Source organism: Natronolimnobius sp. AArcel1, from assembly GCF_011043775.1.
Lineage (GTDB): Archaea > Halobacteriota > Halobacteria > Halobacteriales > Natrialbaceae > Natronolimnobius.
Map to the genome: position 1 here is coordinate 295,024 of NZ_JAAKXY010000004.1, position 21,376 is coordinate 316,399.

Annotated in this window: 20 protein-coding genes; 11 read left to right on the forward strand and 9 right to left on the reverse strand. The window is 61.3% G+C overall.

The features are described from left to right. Positions 1–10 precede the first annotated feature (10 nt). The 3 genes from pyrH to G6M89_RS13765 all read left to right on the forward strand — a co-directional run bounded on the left by pyrH (position 11) and on the right by G6M89_RS13765 (position 4,387). Positions 11–757, forward strand: a complete 747-nt coding sequence (gene pyrH, locus G6M89_RS13755) for a UMP kinase (RefSeq protein WP_165162393.1) — start codon at positions 11–13, stop codon at positions 755–757. Further along, the gene (gene lysS, locus G6M89_RS13760; protein WP_165162394.1) at positions 754–2,454 is read left to right on the forward strand and encodes a lysine--tRNA ligase; all 1,701 of its coding nucleotides are present in this window, start codon (positions 754–756) and stop codon (positions 2,452–2,454) included. The genes pyrH and lysS overlap by 4 nt, the downstream gene beginning before the upstream one ends. 91 nt (positions 2,455–2,545) lie before the next feature. Next, the gene (locus tag G6M89_RS13765; RefSeq protein WP_165162395.1) at positions 2,546–4,387 is read left to right on the forward strand and encodes a site-2 protease family protein; all 1,842 of its coding nucleotides are present in this window, start codon (positions 2,546–2,548) and stop codon (positions 4,385–4,387) included. On the opposite strand, the gene G6M89_RS13770 is transcribed toward G6M89_RS13765, so the two are convergent. Beyond that, positions 4,384–4,908, reverse strand: coding sequence for a PadR family transcriptional regulator (locus tag G6M89_RS13770; RefSeq protein ID WP_165162396.1), 525 nt, complete (start codon positions 4,906–4,908; stop codon positions 4,384–4,386). The two genes, G6M89_RS13765 and G6M89_RS13770, sit on opposite strands and share 4 nt — an antisense overlap. A gap of 183 nt (positions 4,909–5,091) precedes the next feature. On the opposite strand from G6M89_RS13770, the gene G6M89_RS13775 reads away from it, so the two are divergent. Beyond that, positions 5,092–6,624, forward strand: a complete 1,533-nt coding sequence (locus G6M89_RS13775) for a heme-binding protein (protein ID WP_165162397.1) — start codon at positions 5,092–5,094, stop codon at positions 6,622–6,624. A gap of 51 nt (positions 6,625–6,675) precedes the next feature. Here G6M89_RS13775 and G6M89_RS13780 read toward each other — a convergent pair whose 3' ends face one another. From G6M89_RS13780 to G6M89_RS13790, 3 genes are all read right to left on the reverse strand, one after another. Next, positions 6,676–6,849, reverse strand: a complete 174-nt coding sequence (locus G6M89_RS13780) for a hypothetical protein (protein ID WP_165162398.1) — start codon at positions 6,847–6,849, stop codon at positions 6,676–6,678. Positions 6,850–6,948: 99 nt separating this feature from the next. Continuing rightward, positions 6,949–7,338 (reverse strand): DUF5611 family protein, encoded by a 390-nt coding sequence (locus G6M89_RS13785; RefSeq protein ID WP_165162399.1) that lies wholly within the window; start codon positions 7,336–7,338, stop codon positions 6,949–6,951. A gap of 156 nt (positions 7,339–7,494) precedes the next feature. Beyond that, the gene (locus G6M89_RS13790; protein ID WP_165162400.1) at positions 7,495–8,490 is read right to left on the reverse strand and encodes a hypothetical protein; all 996 of its coding nucleotides are present in this window, start codon (positions 8,488–8,490) and stop codon (positions 7,495–7,497) included. A gap of 202 nt (positions 8,491–8,692) precedes the next feature. On the opposite strand from G6M89_RS13790, the gene G6M89_RS13795 reads away from it, so the two are divergent. The 3 genes from G6M89_RS13795 to G6M89_RS13805 all read left to right on the forward strand — a co-directional run bounded on the left by G6M89_RS13795 (position 8,693) and on the right by G6M89_RS13805 (position 11,523). Next, entirely contained in the window at positions 8,693–8,992 is a 300-nt protein-coding gene (locus G6M89_RS13795; RefSeq protein ID WP_165162401.1) for a DUF6432 family protein, read from the forward strand. Between the two features lie 129 nt (positions 8,993–9,121). After that, a complete protein-coding gene (locus G6M89_RS13800) occupies positions 9,122–10,237 on the forward strand; it encodes an aminomethyltransferase family protein (protein WP_165162402.1) in 1,116 nt (371 codons plus the stop codon). Positions 10,238–10,323: 86 nt separating this feature from the next. Beyond that, entirely contained in the window at positions 10,324–11,523 is a 1,200-nt protein-coding gene (locus G6M89_RS13805) for a C45 family peptidase (RefSeq protein WP_165162403.1), read from the forward strand. 30 nt (positions 11,524–11,553) lie between these two features. On the opposite strand, the gene G6M89_RS13810 is transcribed toward G6M89_RS13805, so the two are convergent. Beyond that, on the reverse strand, positions 11,554–12,639 hold the full coding sequence (locus G6M89_RS13810; protein ID WP_165162404.1) for a glutamate-cysteine ligase family protein: 1,086 nt from the start codon (positions 12,637–12,639) through the stop codon (positions 11,554–11,556). Positions 12,640–13,001: 362 nt separating this feature from the next. Between G6M89_RS13810 and G6M89_RS13815 the strand changes: the two genes are divergently transcribed. Genes G6M89_RS13815 through G6M89_RS13825 form a run of 3 tightly spaced genes read left to right on the forward strand, consistent with a single transcriptional unit; the run spans position 13,002 to position 14,912 of the window. Continuing rightward, a complete protein-coding gene (locus tag G6M89_RS13815) occupies positions 13,002–13,610 on the forward strand; it encodes an NAD(P)/FAD-dependent oxidoreductase (RefSeq protein WP_165162405.1) in 609 nt (202 codons plus the stop codon). A 4-nt stretch (positions 13,611–13,614) separates the two neighbouring features. Continuing rightward, the gene (locus G6M89_RS13820; RefSeq protein WP_165162406.1) at positions 13,615–14,235 is read left to right on the forward strand and encodes a VOC family protein; all 621 of its coding nucleotides are present in this window, start codon (positions 13,615–13,617) and stop codon (positions 14,233–14,235) included. Next, the gene (locus tag G6M89_RS13825) at positions 14,232–14,912 is read left to right on the forward strand and encodes an alpha/beta hydrolase (RefSeq protein WP_165162407.1); all 681 of its coding nucleotides are present in this window, start codon (positions 14,232–14,234) and stop codon (positions 14,910–14,912) included. Before G6M89_RS13820 ends, G6M89_RS13825 begins: the two co-directional genes overlap by 4 nt. A 20-nt stretch (positions 14,913–14,932) precedes the next feature. On the opposite strand, the gene G6M89_RS13830 is transcribed toward G6M89_RS13825, so the two are convergent. Further along, positions 14,933–15,544: a GNAT family N-acetyltransferase gene (locus G6M89_RS13830; protein WP_165162408.1), complete on the reverse strand. Its 612-nt coding sequence runs from the start codon at positions 15,542–15,544 to the stop codon at positions 14,933–14,935. 132 nt (positions 15,545–15,676) lie between these two features. Between G6M89_RS13830 and G6M89_RS13835 the strand changes: the two genes are divergently transcribed. Continuing rightward, positions 15,677–16,120: a hypothetical protein gene (locus tag G6M89_RS13835; protein ID WP_165162409.1), complete on the forward strand. Its 444-nt coding sequence runs from the start codon at positions 15,677–15,679 to the stop codon at positions 16,118–16,120. A gap of 52 nt (positions 16,121–16,172) precedes the next feature. On the opposite strand, the gene G6M89_RS13840 is transcribed toward G6M89_RS13835, so the two are convergent. The 3 genes from G6M89_RS13840 to ftsY all read right to left on the reverse strand — a co-directional run bounded on the left by G6M89_RS13840 (position 16,173) and on the right by ftsY (position 21,357). Then, a complete protein-coding gene (locus G6M89_RS13840) occupies positions 16,173–17,810 on the reverse strand; it encodes a Coenzyme F420 hydrogenase/dehydrogenase, beta subunit C-terminal domain (protein ID WP_165162410.1) in 1,638 nt (545 codons plus the stop codon). Next, a complete protein-coding gene (locus tag G6M89_RS13845) occupies positions 17,800–19,518 on the reverse strand; it encodes a nitrite/sulfite reductase (RefSeq protein ID WP_165162411.1) in 1,719 nt (572 codons plus the stop codon). The genes G6M89_RS13840 and G6M89_RS13845 overlap by 11 nt, the downstream gene beginning before the upstream one ends. Before the next feature lie 414 nt (positions 19,519–19,932). Continuing rightward, the gene (gene ftsY / locus G6M89_RS13850; protein ID WP_165162412.1) at positions 19,933–21,357 is read right to left on the reverse strand and encodes a signal recognition particle-docking protein FtsY; all 1,425 of its coding nucleotides are present in this window, start codon (positions 21,355–21,357) and stop codon (positions 19,933–19,935) included. Positions 21,358–21,376: the final 19 nt, after the last annotated feature.

A 21,376-nucleotide genomic window follows, 5' to 3' on the forward strand; every position in this document is an offset into this window, starting at 1 on the left:
CCGGGGTAGTATGAAAGTGGTCGTTTCTATCGGCGGGAGCGTGCTCGTGCCCGAACCGGGCGGGGCTCGGGTGGCTGAACACGCTGACGTTATCGAGGAACTGGTCGCGGATGGCTGTCGCGTCGGTGCTGTCGTTGGGGGCGGCGGCGTCGCACGCGAATATATCAGTGCCGCACGCGATCTCGGCGCAAACGAAATCGAACTCGACCAGTTGGGCATCGACGTCACGCGACTGAACGCTCGATTGCTTATCGCTGCACTCGGTGAAGACGCTGTGACCGCACCGGCGACAAACTACGATGACGCCGGCGAAGCACTGCGACGGAGCGACGTGTCGGTCATGGGCGGCGTCGCGCCGGCCCAGACCACCGACGCCGTCGGTGCCGCACTCGCAGAGTACGTCGACGCCGACTTGCTCGTCTACGCGACGAGCGTCCCCGGCGTCTACAGCGACGACCCTAACGAAACCGACGACGCGACGAAGTACGACCGCCTCTCCGCGAACGACCTCGTCGACGCCATCGCCGGCCTCGAGATGAACGCAGGCGCTTCCGCACCTGTCGACTTGTTGGCCGCCAAAATCATCGAGCGCTCGGGAATGCGCACCATCGTCCTCGACGGAACCGATCCCGACCGCATCGCTCGAGCGGTTCGCTACGGCGACCACGACGGGACGGACGTGATCCCGGACGGCGTTGGCGAAGAACCGACCTACTGGGCAAGCCACGAAGCGGAGCCCGACACTGACAACCAATGAGCGCGGACGAGCCAGACACCGACCAGACGGCGGTGCCTGCAGAATACAGCCCGTACACGCTCCAACACGACGACGGCGACGAACAGCACGTCTTCTGGGCGGATACGGTCGCGGATCGAATCGAAGCCCGCGACCCCGACGAGCCAATCGTCATCAAAGGCGGCATCTCTCCCTCTGGCGTGCCCCACCTGGGCAACGTCAACGAAATTATGCGCGGCTACTTCGTCGCCGAAGTGCTTCGCGAACGCGGCCACGAGGTTCGCCAGGTGTTCACCGCCGACGACCGCGACCCACTGCGCGGACTGCCACGCACCCTCTGTGACCTCGAGGGGAATCTCGTCGACCTGGGCGATGTCGATGCGGGCGCACTCGGGCGCAACCTCGGCTCGCCCTATACTGATATTCCGGACCCCTTCGGCTGCTGTGACTCCTACGGCGACCACTTTGCGACGATCATCGCAGACAGCGCCGACGCCGTCGACGTTCCCATCGAACTGCTCTCGAACACCGAACTGTACGAATCGGGCGACCTCGAGGACGTGACCCGATCCGTCCTCGAGAACCGTGAGCGCGCACGCGAAGTCCTCTCGAAGTATCAGGACTCCGTCGACGCGGACGGCGATTATGTGCCGTTCAACCCCATTTGTGAAGAATGTGGGAAGATTACGGAGACAGTCACGAGCGTCGACCTCGAGAGCGAGCCCGCGACCGTCGACTACGAGTGTACCGACATGGACGCCGGCGACCAGACGATCAGCGGCTGTGGCCACGAAGGGACCGCGACGCTTCGTGAGGGCAAGCTTCCGTGGCGCTTCGAGTGGCCCGCTCAGTGGCAGGAACTCGGCGTCGACTTCGAGCCCTTCGGCAAGGACCACGCCGAAGGCTCCTGGCCGAGCGGGCAAGATATCGCCCGCAACGTCTTCGAGAACGAACCACCCGTCCCGATGGTTTATGAGTGGTTCACACTCGAGGGCGAACCGTTCTCCTCCTCAGCTGGGAACGTCATTCTCGTCTCGGATGTCCTCGAGTTGTTAGAGCCCGAGGTTCTGCGATACTTCTTCGCGAAAGATCCCTCGAAGGCACGGGATTTCAGCATCGAACGCCTCGATCAGCTGGTCGATGAGTTCGACCGCCTCGAGGCGATCTATTTCGACGAGATCGACGCCGACGAGGACGAGCAGGCGTTTGCCGAGCGGGTGTATCCGCTCGTCGTCGAGGACCCCAGAGCAGAGCGCATTCGGCTGCCGTATACCTTTGCGGCCGTGTTGGGCATGACCGACGACCCGGACCTGCGCGAAGAGATCGCGCGCCGCGAGGGCCATATTCCCGAGGATGCTCCCGAGTGGGCGGTCGAGGGCGCACTCGAGCGGGTCGAGCAGGCCAGAAACTGGGCGCGACGCACTGAAAACGAGTTCGACTACGAACTCAAGCGAGCGACAATTCCCGACCACGACTTCGACGAAGCGACCGAAGCCGCGCTCGCGGATCTGGCGGACTTCATCGAGGCTGGCAACGACGCCGAGGCGATTCAGGGCGAGATCTACGAGGCAGCCAGACGCCACGACGTCGACGTCGGCGACTTCTTCAGCGCCGGCTACCGGCTCTTTTTCGACGAAGAACAGGGGCCAAAGCTGGGGCCGTTCCTCGCGAAAGTCGACCAGTCGTTCGTCGTCGGTCGGCTTCGGCGCGAACAGTAGCGAGGCGACTCGAGGCACACGTTTTCGACTTTCGGGGCCGGCCGCAGACAGACAAAAGCCATTTGAGACCGCCACCCCTGAGAGAAGATAGATGGAATACGGCGTGTTTACGTTCGTCTCGGTGCCCGAACTCTTCGGCTCCGAACTACTCACCTGGGCCGTCATTGGATTGGCGCTCTACTGGCTCGGGGTTATTGCGCTCAGACAAGCGGATCTTCTCCCCTCGTTCGTCGGAACACAGGGACCAATGTTGACGTTCCACACGAAGCGTGGGCGAGAGTTTCTCGACTGGGCATCCGGGCCGAAACGGTTCTGGCGCGCCTGGGCGAATCTCGGCATCGGCATCGCGGTCATCGTGATGATTGCGATGTTCGGCTTCCTGTTGCTGGCAGCTGTCGGCGCGCTTACCTCGCCACAGCCGTCGACAGTCCAACAGCCACGGAATGTTCTCGTTATCCCCGGCGTCAACGACTTTCTGCCACTCTCTGCGACGCCTGGCATCGTCGCCGGCCTGCTCATTGGCCTCGTCGTCCATGAGGGTGGTCACGGCCTGCTCTGTCGTGTCGAAGACATCGACATCAACTCAATGGGCGTCGTCATGCTTGCCATTCTCCCGATTGGCGCGTTCGTCGAACCCGATCAAGAAAGCAGCAAAAAAGCCTCTCGAGGCGGTCAGACCCGGATGTTCGCCGCTGGCGTGATGAACAACTTCGTCATTACGATCATTGTCTTTGCACTCCTGTTCGGTCCTGTTGCCGGCGCAATTGCAGTCGCACCCGGAGCCGCAATCGGCGGTGTCGCTCCCGACTCGCCCGCCGCGGACGCCGGTATCGAGCCGAACGACCGGATCACCGCGATCAACGGCGAGCCAGTCGACGACAACGACGCGCTCGCGGACATGATCGAAGCCACGGACGGGAATCAGGTCACCGTCGAACTCAACGGCGAACAGACCGTCGACGTTGATCGCTCCTTGCTCGTCACTGCTGCAATTGAGACCGAGATGACCGGCCTCGAGATCGGTGATGTCATCGCTACCGTCAACGGCCAAGAGGTTGCGACCGAAGACGAGTTCCTCGCGGCTGTCGGCGACGACGACCGGGCAACGCTCGAGGTGTCCCCGGTCGATGGTGACGGCGAAACTGACGAGCGCGAAATCCCAATTGGTGCCCTCGTTCAGGTCGCTGAAGATGGACCGCTCGAGGCTGCGGGTGCGCCAGTTGACGAGTACATGATCGTGACGGAATTCGACGGCGAGCAGGTCCAATCCCACGCCGAGTTGACGAACTTGCTCGGCGAAACTGACCCCGGTGACGAGGTGGCGTTCGGTGGCACGGTCAACGGCGAGCAGGTCGAATACGATGTCACGCTCGGCGAGCGCAGCCAGTCGACCGACGGCGGCACCGCCGGCTTCTACGGCGTGCCGGGCATCTCCGGAATTTCAGCAGAGACACTCGGGCTAGAGCTGTACCCAGCCGAAACGTATCTGGGGGTGCTGGGCGGTGACACGGACGAAGGCTTCGGTGCGGTCACTGACTCGTTCCTCGGGAAGATTGGCGTGGCGCTCTTCTTGCCAATTGCCAGCCTCCTCGAGGTGTTGCCGTACAACTTCGCGGGCTTTACCGGGGGCGTCGAGAACTTCTACGAAACGCAGGGGCCGCTCTCGGCACTTGGTGACTGGACGGTGTTTGCCATTGCGAACATCCTGTTTTGGACCGGCTGGATCAACGTCCAGCTCGGGTTCTTTAACTGCATTCCGGCGTTCCCACTCGATGGCGGGCACATCCTCAGAACCAGTACAGAGGCAGTCATATCCAGACTGCCAATCGATGCGACACGCGGAATGGTCCGCATCGTCACGACGACAGTCGGGTTGACCATGCTCATTAGCTTCCTGGCGATGCTGTTCGCGCCGGGACTGCTTGCCGGCTAGTCGTCCTCGTCGACGCCGTACCGTTCGTAAAATTCCTCGGGCGTCGACTCGATGCGCTCGAACTCGGTCTCGAAGTAGTGTTCGTGATGGCGCACGACCTGTTCGACGATCCACTGGCTGAACGTCTCGTCGAAGCGCCACTCGCCGTTTGTCTCTGGAATTTCGAAGCGTTCGTCGGTTGAGAACGCCGCGTAGACGTGGAAAAAACCCAAGATCACATCAGCAAAGTCCTTGGCTTTCTCCGTCCCCCGTTCGCGTCGCTCCTCGAGTTCGTCGTAGCCGTCGTCGGTCAGTTCGAAGTATTTCCGATCCGGTTCGTCTTCCCGTTCGATCCGTGCTGCCCACCCCTTGTCCTCGAATTTGTAGAGAATCGGATACACCGACCCGTAGGATGGCTCCCAGTGTCCCCCACTGATTTCGCGGATTTCTTTGAGTATCTCGTAGCCGTATCGCGGCTTTTCCTCGAGCAACTCGAGGACGAGATAGGCGATAAGTCCTTTCGGCGGCCCACTTTTCCGCATACGAGATGGTATTTAAACGGACGGACGTAAAGGGTTTCGGTCGCTGGAGTTGTGGCCGACAAAAACCCGGATTAGCGGGCCCCTGTGGCGTCTACGGACGGTGAAGGCAACGGGGTTACTCCTCGGGAGGACGCCGCAGCCGAAACCCGGTCCTTCTTAGCGTCGCCGCCACTACTGACGGCCATGGAACGACGGCAGCCACCACAGACCGAAGAGGGTTGGTACGTCCTGCACGACTTCCGGTCGATTGACTGGGATGCCTGGCGCGACGCACCGGACCACCGGCGCTCGCAGGCGATCGACGAGGGAATTGAGTATCTCGCCGCCGCCGAGCGCGTCGACGACGCTGACGAGGGCGACTCCGCGACGTTCTCCGTCCTCGGGCACAAAGCCGACCTGCTCGTTCTTCACCTGCGGCCGACGCTCGCCGATATCGACGCTCTCGAGCGCAGTTTCGAGCACACCGCGCTTGCGGCGTTTACCGAGCGCGAGGACTCGTATCTCTCGGTGACTGAAGTGTCTGGCTACATGTCTCAGGAGTACTTCGAAGAGGGTGAAGAGGTCGAAGACACCGGGATGAAACGCTACATCGAAACCCGGATCAAACCCTCGGTTCCCGACAGCGAGTTCATGAGTTTCTATCCGATGGACAAACGCCGCGCCGCCGAAGACAACTGGTACGACCTGCCATTCGACGAGCGCGCCGAGCACCTCTCGAGTCACGGCGAAATCGGCAAGCAGTACGCGGGTCGAGTCACCCAGATCATCTCCGGCAGCATCGGACTCGACGACTACGAGTGGGGCGTCACGCTGTTCGGAAACGATCCCACGGACGTCAAAGACCTCCTCTACGAGATGCGATTCGATCCGTCGACCTCGCGCTACGCCGAGTTCGGCCAGTTCATCTCCGCGCGACGATTCCCACCCGAAAACCTCGGCGCGTTCCTCGCCGGTGAGCCTGTTCCACAGGAAGGGGCCTCGAGTCCGCACCCATCCGACCATCACCACGGTAACTCGGACAGCGACGGACACCACCACGGTGACGGCGAGTCGGGCGGACACCATCACGGCGGAGACGATGAAAGCGGCGGCCACCACGGCGATGACGGCGAGAGCGTCCGCACCGAACTCGAGGAGTTGGGCGTCTACGCAGGCCAGCCCCACGGCGAGGATATCCACGCCGTCGTGTTGTACTCGGCTGCGGACCCGGACGAGTTGTATGATGAAATCGACGGACTCCGTGCGAACTTCGACCACTACGATACGCACGTGAAAACGGCAGTCTACGAGTCGACCGGCGACGAGGACGCCGAAACTGGCATCGTCAGTCTCTGGGAAACCGAACGGGCGGCCAACACTGCAGCGGGCTTCCTTGCTGACCTTCCCGACGTCGTCCGACAGGCCGGTGACGACGAGGACGACTCGTGGGGAACGATGGGGATGTTCTACACCGTCAAACCCGAACACCGCGGCGACTTCCTCGGCACGTTCGATGAGGCCGGCGAACTCCTCGCAGAGATGGACGGCCACCGGAAGACCGACCTCCTCGCCAACCGCGAGGACGAAAACGACATGTTCATCGCCAGCCGCTGGGACTCGCGCGAAGACGCCATGCAGTTCTTCCGCAGTGATGCCTTCGCCGAAACCGTCGAGTGGGGCCGCGACGTCCTCGCAGACCGACCTCGGCACGTCTTCCTCTCGAGCGGACAGGACTGAGACGGGAGACTTGCTGTGTGCACAACCGCACGAAAAACGTGTTTTCGGACGTTATGCTGAGTCTTCGTAGAAGAGGTAGCCGGCAATGCCTGCAAGCCCGAGTGCGAGCGTAATGTACGGCCAGTTGCCGGCTTCTTCGCCCGTAAACCGTGCGTGGCCCGCGACCATAATCGCGAACCCAATGTGGGCAACCGCGGTCGCGAGCAGGAACGCTGCGATATCCATTGTCTGGATATACGACGGTGCGCAGATAGCCATTTCGAAGCCGACTGAGTTGTCAATACTACTCGGACAAACCGATAGCAAACAAAGAGCTACGCTCAGTTACGCGTCGACGTCGTGATCAGGGTCGTCCTCGACAGAGCGCTTCAGCGAGTCGCGGCGAGCCTTGGCGTCTCGGCCAGTCGCCTCGAGCAGGAAGTCGTTTTTCGCGTCGACGGCCTCACCAGCGGCCTCGAGTTCGTCGGGTCCGAGTTCGGTTGGGTCGCGTTCGTGGAACTCGACGCCGAGTTTGTCCTTCTTGCCAGAGTATTCGACGGTACCTGCGACGATTTTCTCGAAGACGGGGTTGTCGGGTTCGCCGATGACGAACAGATCGCTGCCCTTGAACTCCTGTGTATCCGTGATTGGGCCGAAATAGTCCTCAACAGTTGCCTCCATATCAGGGATTCGCTCCTCGAGGTACTCACCGCGGCGCATCTTGTACTCCTTCATGGATTGGAGATACACGGCGGACTGTTTACCTCTTTTCATACCCGACGTTTCGGCGAACCGACACAGTAGCGCACTGAAGCGGTTCACTCTCTCGAAAACACGGCGAAATGGCTGAAAAGCAATCACAGAGACGGGCTGAGTAGCCCGATTGGTCGGTTAGCGCTGTGGTCGCTCACCGAGGTAGCCCTTGCGACAGTCGGGACAGATATCGCCAGCACGCAGGGAAGCACGCGTTTCTGCGGCAACAAACTCACATCGCGGACAAAAGTACTCCATCGGCACGTCTCGGGCGGGGCCAGTGTCCTCGGCCGGGACGGGCGCGTCAGCTGCGCGTTCGATGCCACTGTCGGGAACGGACTCAGCAGTCGATTGCTCGGCTTCAGCGTCACCACCGGCGACAGCAGCCGGTTTCCGACCTGCAGCGAGGTCACGGACTGATACCTCCTCATCCGTTGTGGCATCGCCAGCACTGTCGGCACCGTCGACGGTGTCCGATTTGACCGCCGTCTCGTCGCTGTCGTCATCCGTTCCAGAATCATTCTCGAGGACGACAGCGTCGTCTTCGACTGGCGGTTCGTCGTCGGTATCGGGCCAGGCGGCCGGGTCGTTCTCGGCACCGACTGGTGGGCCGACATCGTCGGTTTCGGGCCACTCGCCGCGCTCACGGTTGCGCTCGCGGGCGGGTTCGTCATCCGAGTCCTCGAGGATTTCTCCGTCGTCGGTTATTGGCTCGCCGTTCTCGTCAGTCGGATACGCTGTGTCCGAATCGGCGTCAGCTGTGTCTGCCGGGGCCGACGTGTCTGGCGACGAGGTGGCGCCAGCGTCGTCCGGGTCCGGGTTCTGGTCCGCCTCATCATCAATAAAGACGGCATCTCGTCCATCAGTGCCTGGTTCGTCGGGTGATGGAGGGTCAGTACGTGCGTTCGCGGTTTCAGCCGATTGGTCGGCTTCGGAGGGCGACTCGAGGGAGTCATCAGCCATCGAGAGACTCGTGACTTCAGTATTTTCACTGATAACGTGTCGATCACCGCAGCGAGCACATTCTTCGTACTCTTGGACGGTAACGACCACCTCGCTGCCTCGTTCTTCGCGTTCGCGTTCAATATCGGGGTCACCGTAATCGTGACCGAGCAGCGAACATCGCAGGACCATTGCTCCACCGTTCCAACTCAGGCCATAAAAAACGTACCGCCTGAAGCGTTCGTCGGGCTGTCATCTCAAGGCGATTCTCTCGAGACAGTCCGGATCAAAGCAGAGAGTGACAACGTGGTGTCGAGAGAGGTTGTGAATTCGTGGCGAAGAATTGTTGGGCAACGACAAACGTCAAATCCCCGGTCATCGAAGGGACAGACGAATGAGAGCCAAGCGGGAGTTCCGAAATCGAGACGGAACGGAGGTTGCGGTACTCGACGAACTCGTCGATCGCGCCGACGACGGAATGACCGTCCTCGAGATCCGAGCGGCCGTCGAGGCAGACATCGATGGACTGGAAGAGGCTCTCTCGAGGCTCAAGTCCGACGGCCTGATCGACGTCGAACGCGACGGTCAGCAGACGGTGATCAAACCGAACGACCGCGTCGTTCCGGACGATCCAGCCGATGCGGAGACTGATGACTCGCTCGTTGAGCGACTCCGCGACCGATTCGGCTTGTGAGACGACTAACCAACAGTCAGTGACGATTTTCGACCCCTTATTCGATCGAACAGCTGTCGGTCGTGTTGTCCGGCCGTATGAACAGCGACAATCGAAACGCCTGTGCCCGTCAATCCCCAGATGATAGCCATGAGCGTTATCGAGTCCGTCCACGAAGCCCACGGCGCGACGTTTGGCCAGCGCGACGACCGGACTGTCGTCGAACACTTCGGCCGACCCGAACGCACCCACCGGGCGGTTCGCAACGGCGTTGGCCTCCTCGAGATGGCCTACGGCGTCATCGTCATTGAGGGCGAAGACCGCCTCGAGTACGTCGATAACGTCGTTTCGAATCGCGTGCCGAGCGAAGATGGACAGGGCTGTTACGCACTGGTGCTTGACCCACAGGGCGGTATTGAGACGGAGCTGTACATCTACAACGCGGGCGAGCGACTGCTGCTCTTTACGCCGTCGTCGAACGCCGAGCCACTGGCAGAGGAGTGGGCAGAAAAAGTGTTTATCCAGGACGTCGAAATCAGCGTCGCGACCGACGAGTACGCGATTTTCGGCATCCACGGGCCGAAGGCAACCGAGAAAGTCGCGAGCGTGCTCACCGGCGCTGGCTCGCCAGACGAGCGCTACTCGTTCGTCCGGGGGTCGATGGGCGATGAGGGTGTCACCGTCGTTCGAACCGATGCCCTGACCGGTGAGGAAAGCTACGAGGTGATCTGTGCCGCCACAGACGCTGCGGCCGTCTACGACACACTGCTCAATCACGGCATCAACGCCGCCCCCTTCGGCTATCAAACCTGGGACACGCTCACGCTCGAGGCCGGCTCACCCCTCTTTGGGACCGAACTCGAGGGAACGGTCCCGAACGTCCTCGGTCTTCGGAACGCACTCGATTTCGAGAAGGGCTGTTACGTCGGACAGGAAGTCGTCTCCCGCGTCGAGAATCGCGGACAGCCGAGTCGGCGACTTGTCGGCCTGCGACTCGAGTCGGGCAGCGATAGTGGTGATGAGAGAGCCATGGTCCCCGAGTCGGGGGCGGCCGTCTTCGACGGTGATGCCTCCGTCGGCGAAGTCACTCGCGCAGGCGAGAGTCCACTACTTGAGGACGTTCTTGCGCTCGCAGTTGTCGACTACGGCCTCGAGAGCGACGCGTTGGCAGTCCGCGTCGACGGCGAAGAGAGATCGGCGACGCGGGTCGCACTCCCGTTTGTGGAGGGATCCGATCAGTCGGATCGTCTGCCAGAGTACCAGTAACTCGAAGCAGCGCTAGAACCGTATAGCGCCGGCCACACCGGCATATCAAGCCGACGATACACGAGGCTCGAGCCCAACGGGTGTGTATGAACGAGACGGTCAGTTGGAGTGAGGTGAGTGCAGCCACGGAACCGATCGAGGCGGTCGATGGGTTCGCCGAGCAGGCACGATGTCGTGCCCATCTCGAGTGCGAGGCAGTCGAGTGGGCGATTGGAGAACTAGCGACGTTCATCGACGAGCGCGAGGTTGACCTCGAGCCGTTGCTCGAGTACGCCAGGCGCAGTCGCAAGAGCCTCCCAAATCGTCACGACAAGGCATACGAGGCGATGGCGGACGTCTTCGATGTCGATCCAGCGGTCTACGAGACCTACGTCTTCGCGTATTCGGAACTGTGCGAAGAGTTGTCGGATACCGGACGTTCTGAGAAGCATCCGCGAGGCTGTACGAATGCATTGGTCTCTCGGCCAATGGTCGATCTCGAGGGTGAAACGAACGGGCCACTCGTGCTCAAAAATCGCGATATTGCGGGTCGTGGGCTCCGCCCGAAAGCAGTCGTCGAACAGCCGCCGATCGATGACTATTATGGCTTTCTGACGGTCGACACCTGCGGGACGATTTCGATCTTCAAAGGCGTCAACGATCAGGGATTGGTTGCAGCCAACACCTACATCGACAGCGAGCGCGATGATATCGACCCCGCCGTACAACTGCGAAACGGCACGGTCATCCGAACCATTCTCGAGGAGGCAGCCACTGTCGAGGAGGCCCGTACGCTGCTCGAGTCGTATCCGACGCGCCGACTGATGGGCCAGACACTGTTTCTGGCGGACGAAACTGACGCCGTTTTGCTTGAGGTCGATCCCGTCGCCGAGCAGATTACGGCTGTAGACGACCCCGTCGTCACCCGGACGAATCATTTTGTATGCTCGCACTCGACGGAGACAGCGAGTTCGACGATGCGACGGGAACGCGCACAGGAACTACTCGCAGACCATGGCCACCTCGACCGAGACGATCTCTGGCGACTCGCGCGCGATCACGAGCATGGACCGGGTGACGACTCGATCTGTCGCCATCCCGAACCCGAGATGGGCGAGCACGCCTTTGGCCAACTCACGACGGCGAGTGCAGCACTCTTCGAGGGTGGTGTGACAGAGGTCGAAATGACGCTGGGCACCCCCTGTGACGGTGAGACAACACGCTGTGTATTCGGAGAGTCGATACCAGCGCCATTGCGGACAGGGAAGCGGTGGCTCGAGCGCTGTGCGAGTCAGGAGACGGACTGAAAACGGACCGACTCCCCTGGCAAAAAGAGCCTACGCGTGAACACGGCGCGTCGACAGTTCCGATTCGAGTGCGTCTGCGGCCTCGAGCCGGAGTGCTGCTGCCTCCCGATCCGAGAGGTGTTTGTCCGGTAGCTGATCTGCCAACGGCGTGTACGACGACGGATCGAAGCCGAGTTGTCGAAGGTACTGTTGGACGCTCGAGTCCTCGAGGCCGTGCTGGATGGCCGCATCAACTGTCGATTCGACAGTGTCGAACGCAGGGAGCGCAAGCGGCTCGTCGCTACGGGCGTCTGAGGTGGGTTCGCCGTCGATTGCCGTTCCGTGCGCATCGGCATGACTTACGAGCGAGCCAATCGATTCTACGAGCGGGAAGATCTGACTTGGCAACGCCGTATCAGGCGAGCGCCACTCGACGGTTGGCACTTCTTTCCGAAGTCGGACCGGCGTCCAGACCGCACCGTAGGGCTCGAATTCGTCTTCGAAGGCCGCGGTGTCGACGCCATGCTCGAGTGCGCGCTCGCGGAACGATTCATAGGCCGACTCGAGGCGCTGTTCCCACTCGTCAACGCTGTCAACATACGACCAGAGCTGGCCCTGTTCTGGGCAGGCGCTGTAACATGAGCGCCGATACAGATAGGGGCGCGCACAGCCAAGGATCGGCTCGCCACGGTAGTGGGATGCGCTGTTGACGAGGGCAAACGCGGGATCGATCGCGGTCAGTGTATTGAGTTGGTCGGGAACGTTCGACTGTTCGAAGTGAACGTGTGTGCCGGCACAGACGCGGGCGTCATCGAACGTCGGGCCGACAATCTGTCGCTGAAGGTCAGTGCCGCGTTTCTCGCGGAACGGAATGTCAGCCGGCGATGACGACAACGGGGTTGCAAGCGGTACGAGGCGTTTGTCCTGTTCGCGCGCTGCGGTGATGACGCGCTCGAGCAGGTCGAGAAACTCGCCCTGCAGTTCGGTCATCGAATCGCACGGCGTCGTCTTGAGTTCGATCATCGGCTCGACGAACTCCGGATCGATCTGTTCCGACATGTCGAGCAGTGTGCCAGGTGAGACCAGATCGCCGCTCTCGTCGACGACCCAGTACTCTACCTCGAGACTGGTTTTCATGGATGTGTCTGTGGAAGTGAAATCGGTGGCCCCGACGCGAGCGCGGGGAAGCGATTAGGAGACAGACACCCGAACTGCACAGCCGAGTTCGGGTCCTGTCTCGCGGTTTGGTGTGGAATAAGATATAGCCCGCTCCAGAGTGAAACGATTGAGCCTGCGAGCGCAGGGCGAGGGTATGGATGGTAACGACGCCATACACGCACAAAAAACCAGTTTGGGTCATATTACGCACGACGGCAACAGCCACCATGCATGTGTATGACTATCTTACCGGCACCAGCACCCACTAACACGAGTGTTACGTGATTGTGACAATGTCTCTGCTGGGTTCATACGCGTGCAGTAACATAATGTAACTGTATATGACTGAGACGACTGACGATGCAGCTGAATCGGTACTTGTTGTTGGCGGTGGCCCCGCAGGCCTGAGCGCAGCGCTATTCACCCAGAAAAACGGCCTCGAGACGACAGTGTTCGACAGTGATGGGACGTGGATGCACAAAGCGCATCTGTTCAACTACCTTGGCATCGGCTCGGTCGGTGGCAGCGAGTTCATGGCGACAGCGCGCCAGCAAGTCGATGATTTCGGTGTGGACCGCAAGCAGGGCGAGGAAGTGACGAGCGTGACCGATGCAGACGACGGCTTTGTCGTCGAAACCGACGAGGGCGAGTATGAAGGTGACTATCTCGTGCTGGCGACGGGTGCAAACCGCGACCTCGCGGAAGAACTCGGCTGTGCGTTCACTGACGACGATGTCGTCGACGTTGGCGTCGAGATGGAAACGAGTGTCGACGACGTCTACGCGACGGGCGCAATGGGGCGCAAAGAAGAGTGGCAAGCAGCGATTTCGGTCGGCGACGGTGCCGCCGCTGCACTTAACATCCTCTCGAAGGTACGTGGTGAACACTACCACGACTTCGACGTTCCCGCGGACGCAGCGCGCGTCTTCGGCGACGAAATCGCGGAGTGAGCCTATGTCCAACAATCACGAGACCCCAGTCACGCCCGAGTTGCCAGAGAGTGCCTTCCACACGACCGGAACCGATCATATCACGGTCTGGGGAAGCAACGAGGCGGATACGGTGGCGTTCTATCAGGATCTGCTTGGAATGCCCCTCGTCCTCCGCCAGCCAAATCTCGACGACCCCTCCCAGACACATCTCTTCTTCGACACCGGCGATGGGCGCATCCTGACCTTCTTCGTCAGCGACGACCGCCCCTCTGCCCGCGGCCAGCGCGCCGGCGTCGGGGCCGTCCATCACCTCTGTTTCAGCGTCGACCCCGACGAGTACGAAGACATTATGGACGCCTTAGAGGAGGCCGGCCACGGCTACAACGTCTTTGACCGCGGAATCTTCCACTCGATCTACACGCGGGATAACAACGGACTCGTCATCGAACTGAGTGCCGACAAGTACGAGATGCCAAACGACCGCTACGGCGAAATCCTCGCGAAAGCACAGCAACTGCGCGAGGCTGACGGCGCAGAGTACGCCAAAGACGAGCATCTGCGCGGCGCACTCGAGGAACTCGGCCTCGAGGTCGTCAAGAACGACCTGCCCGCCGCCAGCGCGGGTGTCGGTGGTGTCGAATGAGCGGGCGCGGACCCGGGGGACACGACGGCGACAGTCCACATCAGGGCCAAGAGCTAGCAACGGCCGGGACCGACCTCGAAGACGCCGAAGCCGCAATCGTCCTCGTCCACGGACGGGGCGCAACCGCCCAGAGCATCCTCCAGATGGGCAGCGAACTCCACCGTGAGGGTATCGCCTTGCTCGCCCCGCAGGCCGCCCAGCGAACCTGGTATCCGAACTCCTTTCTCCAACCCGTCGAGTCGAACGAACCCGGCCGGACCTCCGGCCTGCAGGCTATCGCAGACGCAATCGGCGAAGCGACTGATGCGGGCATCCCCACCGAGCGCATCATGGTGCTTGGCTTCTCGCAAGGAGCCTGTCTCTCGAGTGAGTTCGTCGCGCGCAACCCTGACCGATACGGCGGCCTCGTCGCCTTCAGCGGCGGCCTAATCGGTCAGGACATCGATCGTGAGGAGTACACGGACATCGACGACAATCTCGAGGGAACGCCAGCCTTCCTCGGCTGTAGCGACCGCGACCCACACATTCCCGAAGAACGCGTCCACGACACCGCCGACGTCCTCGAGGCCCTCGGCGCAGACGTCGAGACGCGCATCTACGAGGGAATGGGCCACGGCGTCAACGAGGACGAACTCGAGTACGTCTCAGGACTGGTTGCGGACCTGCTCAAGGCGTAAGCCCGCGGCACTTCCAGAAATCACAGTTGGAGCGTCGTCTCACCGACAGCAAGTAGCTCTTCGAGTCCCGCAGTCTCACGCAACTCATCAAACGGCGTAATCGGCTCTGGCTCGGCCGGCTTCTCCGACAGCGGCCGTCGCCACCAGGCCACGTCGCGCCACTCGCCATTTGAATGCCCCATCGCCGGAAAGTCGACGAGACGCTCGAAGCCCAGTCGCTCGTGGAACGCTTCGGTTTCGGGATTCGGCATCGTTGTCACCGCGTAGGCATCATAGATGCCCTGGTGCTCGAGCACGGCAAACAGCGACTCGTAGAGTCCACGCCCAACACCAGCGCCGCGGGCCGACTCGGCCACGTAGACCGAGAGTTCGACAGTCCACTGGTAGGCCCGGCGTTTTCGCAGTCGGCTCGCGTAGGCGTACCCAAGGATCTCGCCGTCGCGTTCGCAGACGAGCCAGGGGTACGCCTCGAGTGTCGAGTCGATCCGGTCAGCGATCTCGGCGGTGGATGGTGCGGATTCTTCGAACGTGACTGCTGAGGAGTCACAAAACGGTGCGTAAATCGACTGCACCGGCTCCGCGTCGGCTGGCGTTGCAACGCGAATCGCTGCCGTCCTCGAGTCCGTTGACATTGGGTGAGACAACCCAGTGAGCGGAGAAAAAGTCGCTGATCGCCAGTCGGTCTATCACATTGAGGCCCCTACGAGTCGCACCAGCCGAGAGCCACACCAATCCTTTTGGCCGCAATCGATGTGACGACGGCTATGAACACCACCCAGCGAGTGACGGAACTAGATGCATCGACGGCAGAGACACTCGCCGCTCAGGCCCTCGAGACCACGTCGGTTACACGCCTCAAGTCACACTTCGCCGACGCGTACGACGAGACGGTACCGACGGACGAGCCTCGAGCGTTCGAACGCGACGACGGCGTTCGAGCCGTCACCTTCGAGGCACACCCGGATGGAGACAGCCAGCCAGACCGCGGAATTACAGTGCATCTCGACGGTGAAACGGTTATTCAGGCGACTGGCGAACGCCGCGGCGAGGCCGTCGATGGCGACCTCGAGTTGCTGTTTCCAACCGAAACGGCACCGAAACCGGAAACAGCGGTCCGAGAGCTGTACCAGCCCGAGGGTGACGCACTCGAGGTTGAGGTGACCGTTACTGAGACGGACGACGTGACATCGTATACTATCGACGCCTGAAACGGACGTGTCTACTCGTTCGAGTGGGCGATGAAAATGCAGTTGCAGCCAGTCAGTGGCCCTGATCGTGCGGGTTCAGCGCCGTCCCGTAGTTCTCAGCGTGGTCCGTGTAGTCGATGAACCGAGGTGCGTCAGGATCGAACGGCCGCTCGAGGCTCTCGAAGGCCTTCTTCTTGTCCCAGCCTTGGAGTTTGCCGACTGCCGATTTGTCTTCGAGGTCGTGGTACTCGAGGTTCGGCTCGGTGAGGTCCCATGCCTTGACACCCTGTTCGGTTCGGAGGATGACACTCGAGTACTCATCGGAGGAGCCGACGGAGCCGACTGTCACGTCGGCACAGAAGCCGGTGAAGTCAGCACACTCGTCACAGCCTTTGAGCGCGGCGTCGTGGAAGTTCTTGATGTCCTCCTCTAAGATCATCTCGCCGTCGTGGCCGTAGATCATCATCTTGCCGTGAAGGACGTCCATCTTCCCGATGTCTTCGGGGTCGATACCGCGCTGTTCTTGAACCATCTCACCCATGAGGCTGTGATAGTTGAAGTTCTTCGTACACATCAGGGCGATCGTGTAGTCGATGGCGCGGACGCCTTCGTTCTGCTTCTGGTAGTCCCACTCGAAGTCCTGCAGCGCGCGGATGCCTTCGATCTCACACGGCGTGCCGACGAGTGCGAGCGAGAGGTCGTCCCAGTCCTTGTCCGGGAGTTTGTCCTCCCACTGCTCTAAGTTGAGGTGGCCGAGTGCCATCGTCTGGTTGTAGACGGTGCCGGCGTTTGCGATGAGTTCCTCTTTCGTCGTTGCGAGGAAGCTCTCTGCTTTCCAGGCGTCCTCGTCGCTTTCGGTTGCGATGAGTGCGCCGTCGATTTCGCCTTTCTCGAGCAGCGTCGCGAGCATGCCGGTGACGACGCCGCCGTCTTGGGCGTTGTCCGTCCAGTCGTCGTCGACCTTCGCGGAGAACTCCGTGATCGGATCGCCAGCGCCCTTGACGTTGTCCTCGCCGCCGGTGATCTTCCACTGACGCTCGTACCGCAGACCACCACGGGGACAGAAGTCCCAACAGAGCGAACAGCCCGTACACATTTTGACGAGCTCTGGCAGGTCGTCGTCGCCGATGCCAATCGAGTCCGACGGACAGGCGGCGACACAGGTCCCACACTGGATACACCGGCCCTCATCGATGACCGCCTCGTCCAGTTCCATGAACCACGTCTTCTCGTCCGGCGTCTCGATATCGTTCATCTGCGAGCGAATCGAGTACTCCGGCGTCTCGAGGTCGACACCCTCCGGAATCCCGACGCGGGTATCCGGCGAGTCCTCGTAGATGTCCTGGCTGACGTCTGTTGCGGGTTCGGTGAACTCGAGGTCGCCGAGTTCGCCGTTTTCGTCGACGTTTGCGACGCCTGCGCCGTCCGTGGCAACGCGCTGGTCGCTCGAGGTGTCCGCCGTCTGTTCGCCGCACGTACACGTGTCCGGCGAGCAACTCTCGCCGTCGCTGCTGGTTTGGGTTGCACCCTCTCGAGAGCGCGGCGCACCGGAGCTTTCCGGAACGATGACAGCGTCTTCGTTGTCGCTCTCGGACGCGGGAACGCCGGGGAACGTGCGTTCTTCGGCGCGGCTCGCGTGTCGCTTCGCTCCCGCTCGCGTCTCCGAGGACTCGCTTCGCTCGTCCTCGCTATCCTCGCCGTCAGTCTCCATGGGCAACACCTCCAGCAACCGGGGCCTGTGCCCCTTGCATGATCTCTCGCAGTCGCTCGTTGTCGACACGGCGACACCACGCATAGAAGCGCTCGTCGTCGTTTCGGTCCTCGCCATAGGCGTCGAACAGTTTCTCGAGCGCGGGAATCACGGCGTGGGCGGGCACAGCGGTCTGGACCCAATCGAGGAACTCATTGTCCGTTCCGAGCGAGCCGCCGAGGCCGAAGTCCATCCCTTCGACGAGATTGTCGCCCTCCTCATTGGGGGCCTGAATATCGTCCGGAGCCTCGTCTTCGTCGAGTTTGACAGTCTCACCGCGGAAACCAATGTCCGCGATCTGTGGCTGGGCACAGGAGGCCGAACAGCCGGACATGTGCATCCGGACAACCTCGAGATCGTCAGGCGTGTTGATTCGCTCGTCGAGTTCTCGAGCCCAGCGCTTGGTGCGTTTCTTGGTCTCGATAATGGCGTAGTTACAGAACTCGTTGCCCGTACAGCCGACTGCGCCCCGCGAGAACGGACCGGGATCAGGCTGGTACTCCTGAGCGAACGGCTCGGCCAGTAGGTCCTCGACGTTTTCCTCAGGGATGTGGCTGATGAGGAAGTTCTGGTCAGTCGCGAGACGCACAGAGGCGTCCTCGGTGCCGTACTTCTTGGCGGCGCGGGCAGCTTCGGCGAACTCGTCGCCGCCCATACGGCCGGCGATAACGTTGAAGCCGACGTATTTGAGACCGTCCTGTTTCTGGTCGTGGACGCCGACGTGGTCGCCCTTGTAGCCTTCCGTCAGACCCTCGCCGCTTTCTGGCAGGTCGACGGTACAGCGGTCGCGGATGGCTTCCTCGAACTTCTCGGGCCCCATCTGCTCGACGAGATAGCGCATGCGACAGACGCCGCGGTTGTGCCGGTCGCCAAGCTCTTTGAACGTCTGGGCGACAGCGCGGCAGAACTCGACGGCGTGTTCGGGCTGGATGAAGACATCGAGTTCCGAACCCATCCGTGGGCCATCCGAGAGGCCGCCGCCGACACGGGCGTGGAAGCCGTAGTAGTGCTCGCCCTCGAGTTCTTTCTGTGCGGGGACGAGTCCGAGATCATTGATTTGGGACTGAGCGCAATCGTGTTTGCAGCCTGTGATCGTGATCTTAAATTTGCGGGGGAGGTTTGCGTACTCGCGGTTTTCCGTGAAGTAGTCCGAGACGGCGTTGATGACTGGCTGGGCGTTGAAACACTCGTGGTCATCGAGTCCGGCTGCGGGACAGCCAAGGACGTTCCGGGCGGAGTCACCACAGCCCTGAATCGTCGTCAGGCCGACTTCGTCGTAGCGTTCCCACATCTCGGGGACGTCTTCGACGCGAATCCAGTGTTTCTGGATGTCCTGTCGGGTCGTGATGTCGAGATAGGCGTCGCCCCAGAGTTCATTCTGCTCTTCGCCGCCGTACTCCTCGGGCGCGACTGCGAGGTCGTCCGTGACCTCGCCAATGACCTCGGCCTGCTCGGGCGTGAGATAGCCGCCCGGGACCTTCGTCCGGATCATGAAGTAATCGTCGTGCTTCTGGGAGTACATCCCGGCCCACTTCAGGCGCTCCCACTCGCCGCCGCCAGCGCGTGCTTCGATCTCTTCGTCCGTGAGTTCACCCTCGGCGTACTCGTAGACGTCTTCGATAACGTCGAGTGGGTGCTTTTCTTGTTTGTGCTGTTCAACTGTATTCATGCGAACCACCGAGAAGCGATAGGAGCCAGTGAATCGCAGACGCTACCTTCAACAACCATCGTTTAACGGGTACTAGAACTAGACACCTATACCCTCCCGCAACAAGGCGAATCCTGTCGTGGGTCAGCCGAACAAGTAAATATTGCCACATCGTTTCGGTCCCGAATATGGCTGGTTCCGGAAACCACACCCACAGGTCAGTACGACCGTGCCGTGCTCACCAAGCCAACAAAACCGTCATCAATAGCGGAGATATGCCCCGGTACATCGCAGACTCGAGATGTGGTGTTTCAGCACCATTGGTACCATATGACGCGATAACTACCCACATCGAAGCAGCCTGAGTCACTGCCTTCGTCCGAACTGGGCTGGAAAAGTGGGTGTCAACCGATCTGCCGTGTTCGCGACGGGTCCCTATGCGTCGTCCTCGCCCTCGAGCAGGCGATTCACCATGTCGTCGGGATCGAACCGCTCGAGGTGATTGTACTCCTGCCCGACGCCGAGGAACAGAATCGGCTTCCCGGTGACGTGAGCGACCGAAATCGCTGCACCGCCGTTCGAGTCGGCATCGGCTTTCGTCAGGATTGCGCCGTCGGTTTCAGCAGCGTTGTTGAACTCTCGAGCACGATTGACTGCGTCCTGTCCGGCGACGGCTTCGTCGACGAACAGCGTCATGTCGGGATCGACGACGCGGTCGATCTTCTCGAGTTGATCCATCAGGCCCTCGTCAGTGTGGAGTCGACCTGCCGTATCGCCGAGGACGACGTCGATGTCGTTAGCCTCGGCGTACTCGACGGCGTCGTACAGCACCGCGGCGGGGTCGCCACCCTGTTCGTGGCTGATGCACTTCGTGTCGAGCGCGTCGGCGTGTTCCTGAATCTGCTCGTTCGCGCCGGCGCGATACGTGTCGCCGTTTGCCATCACCGACGAGTAGCCTCGTTCCTCGAGATAGCGGCTCATCTTCGCAATTGAGGTCGTCTTTCCGACGCCGTTGACACCGGTGAAGACGATGGTGACTGGCTTGTCTTCGATGGCGATGCGCTCGTCGAAATCGAACTGGCCGACGCTGATCACGTCGTAGATGGCATCGCGCAGGGCCTCCTCGATGACATCGCCAGTCGACGTCGTGAAGGCTCGCGTCTCGCCAATGAGGTCGTCACGCAGGTTGTCGAGAATCTCGTCGACGACGCCCATCTCCACGTCACCCGACAGGAGCGCCAACTCGAGTTCGTGGAGTGGTCCCTCGAGGTCTTCTTCCTCGATGACGAACTTCCCTTTGACGAGTGATTTGGCCTTGCGGCCAAAGCCGGTAGAGCCGTTGTCGTCGTCCTCGTCATCGTCGTCAGTGTTGAACGCTGGATCGGCGATGACGTCAGGACCGCCAGACGAGTCGGCATCTGCGTCTGCGGTGTCGGCGGCTCCATCATCGTCCTCGATCATTCCCTCGAGATCGAGACCAGAGTTGTCTTCGGCCTCGAGTTCAGGCTCTGAGTCCGCTGCAGGTTCGAGGTCGGGGTCCGCCTCAGGCGCTTGGTCCGGTTCAACGGCGGGTTCGACTGCCTCGCCTGCCGTTGTCGCCTCGGCTGGTGTTCCCTGCTGCTCGGCACCGCCATCGTCGGCTGCGGCAGTCTCCGGGGCGTCCGGCTCGGCTGCGTTCGCCGCGTCGCTCTCAGCTGAGGACTCGGCGGCATCCGCCTCGAGGTCGGCGTCGGCTTCGATCTGCGTTTCGTCTATCTCCTCGAGGTCAGCGTCGTCTTCGACCTCCTCGACGTTCTCTTCAGCCGCCTCTTCGGCGTCTTTCCGGAAGCTCCCGAGTTTCTCTTTCAGGTTATCGAACATGGTATCTGCGGGTGCGAAT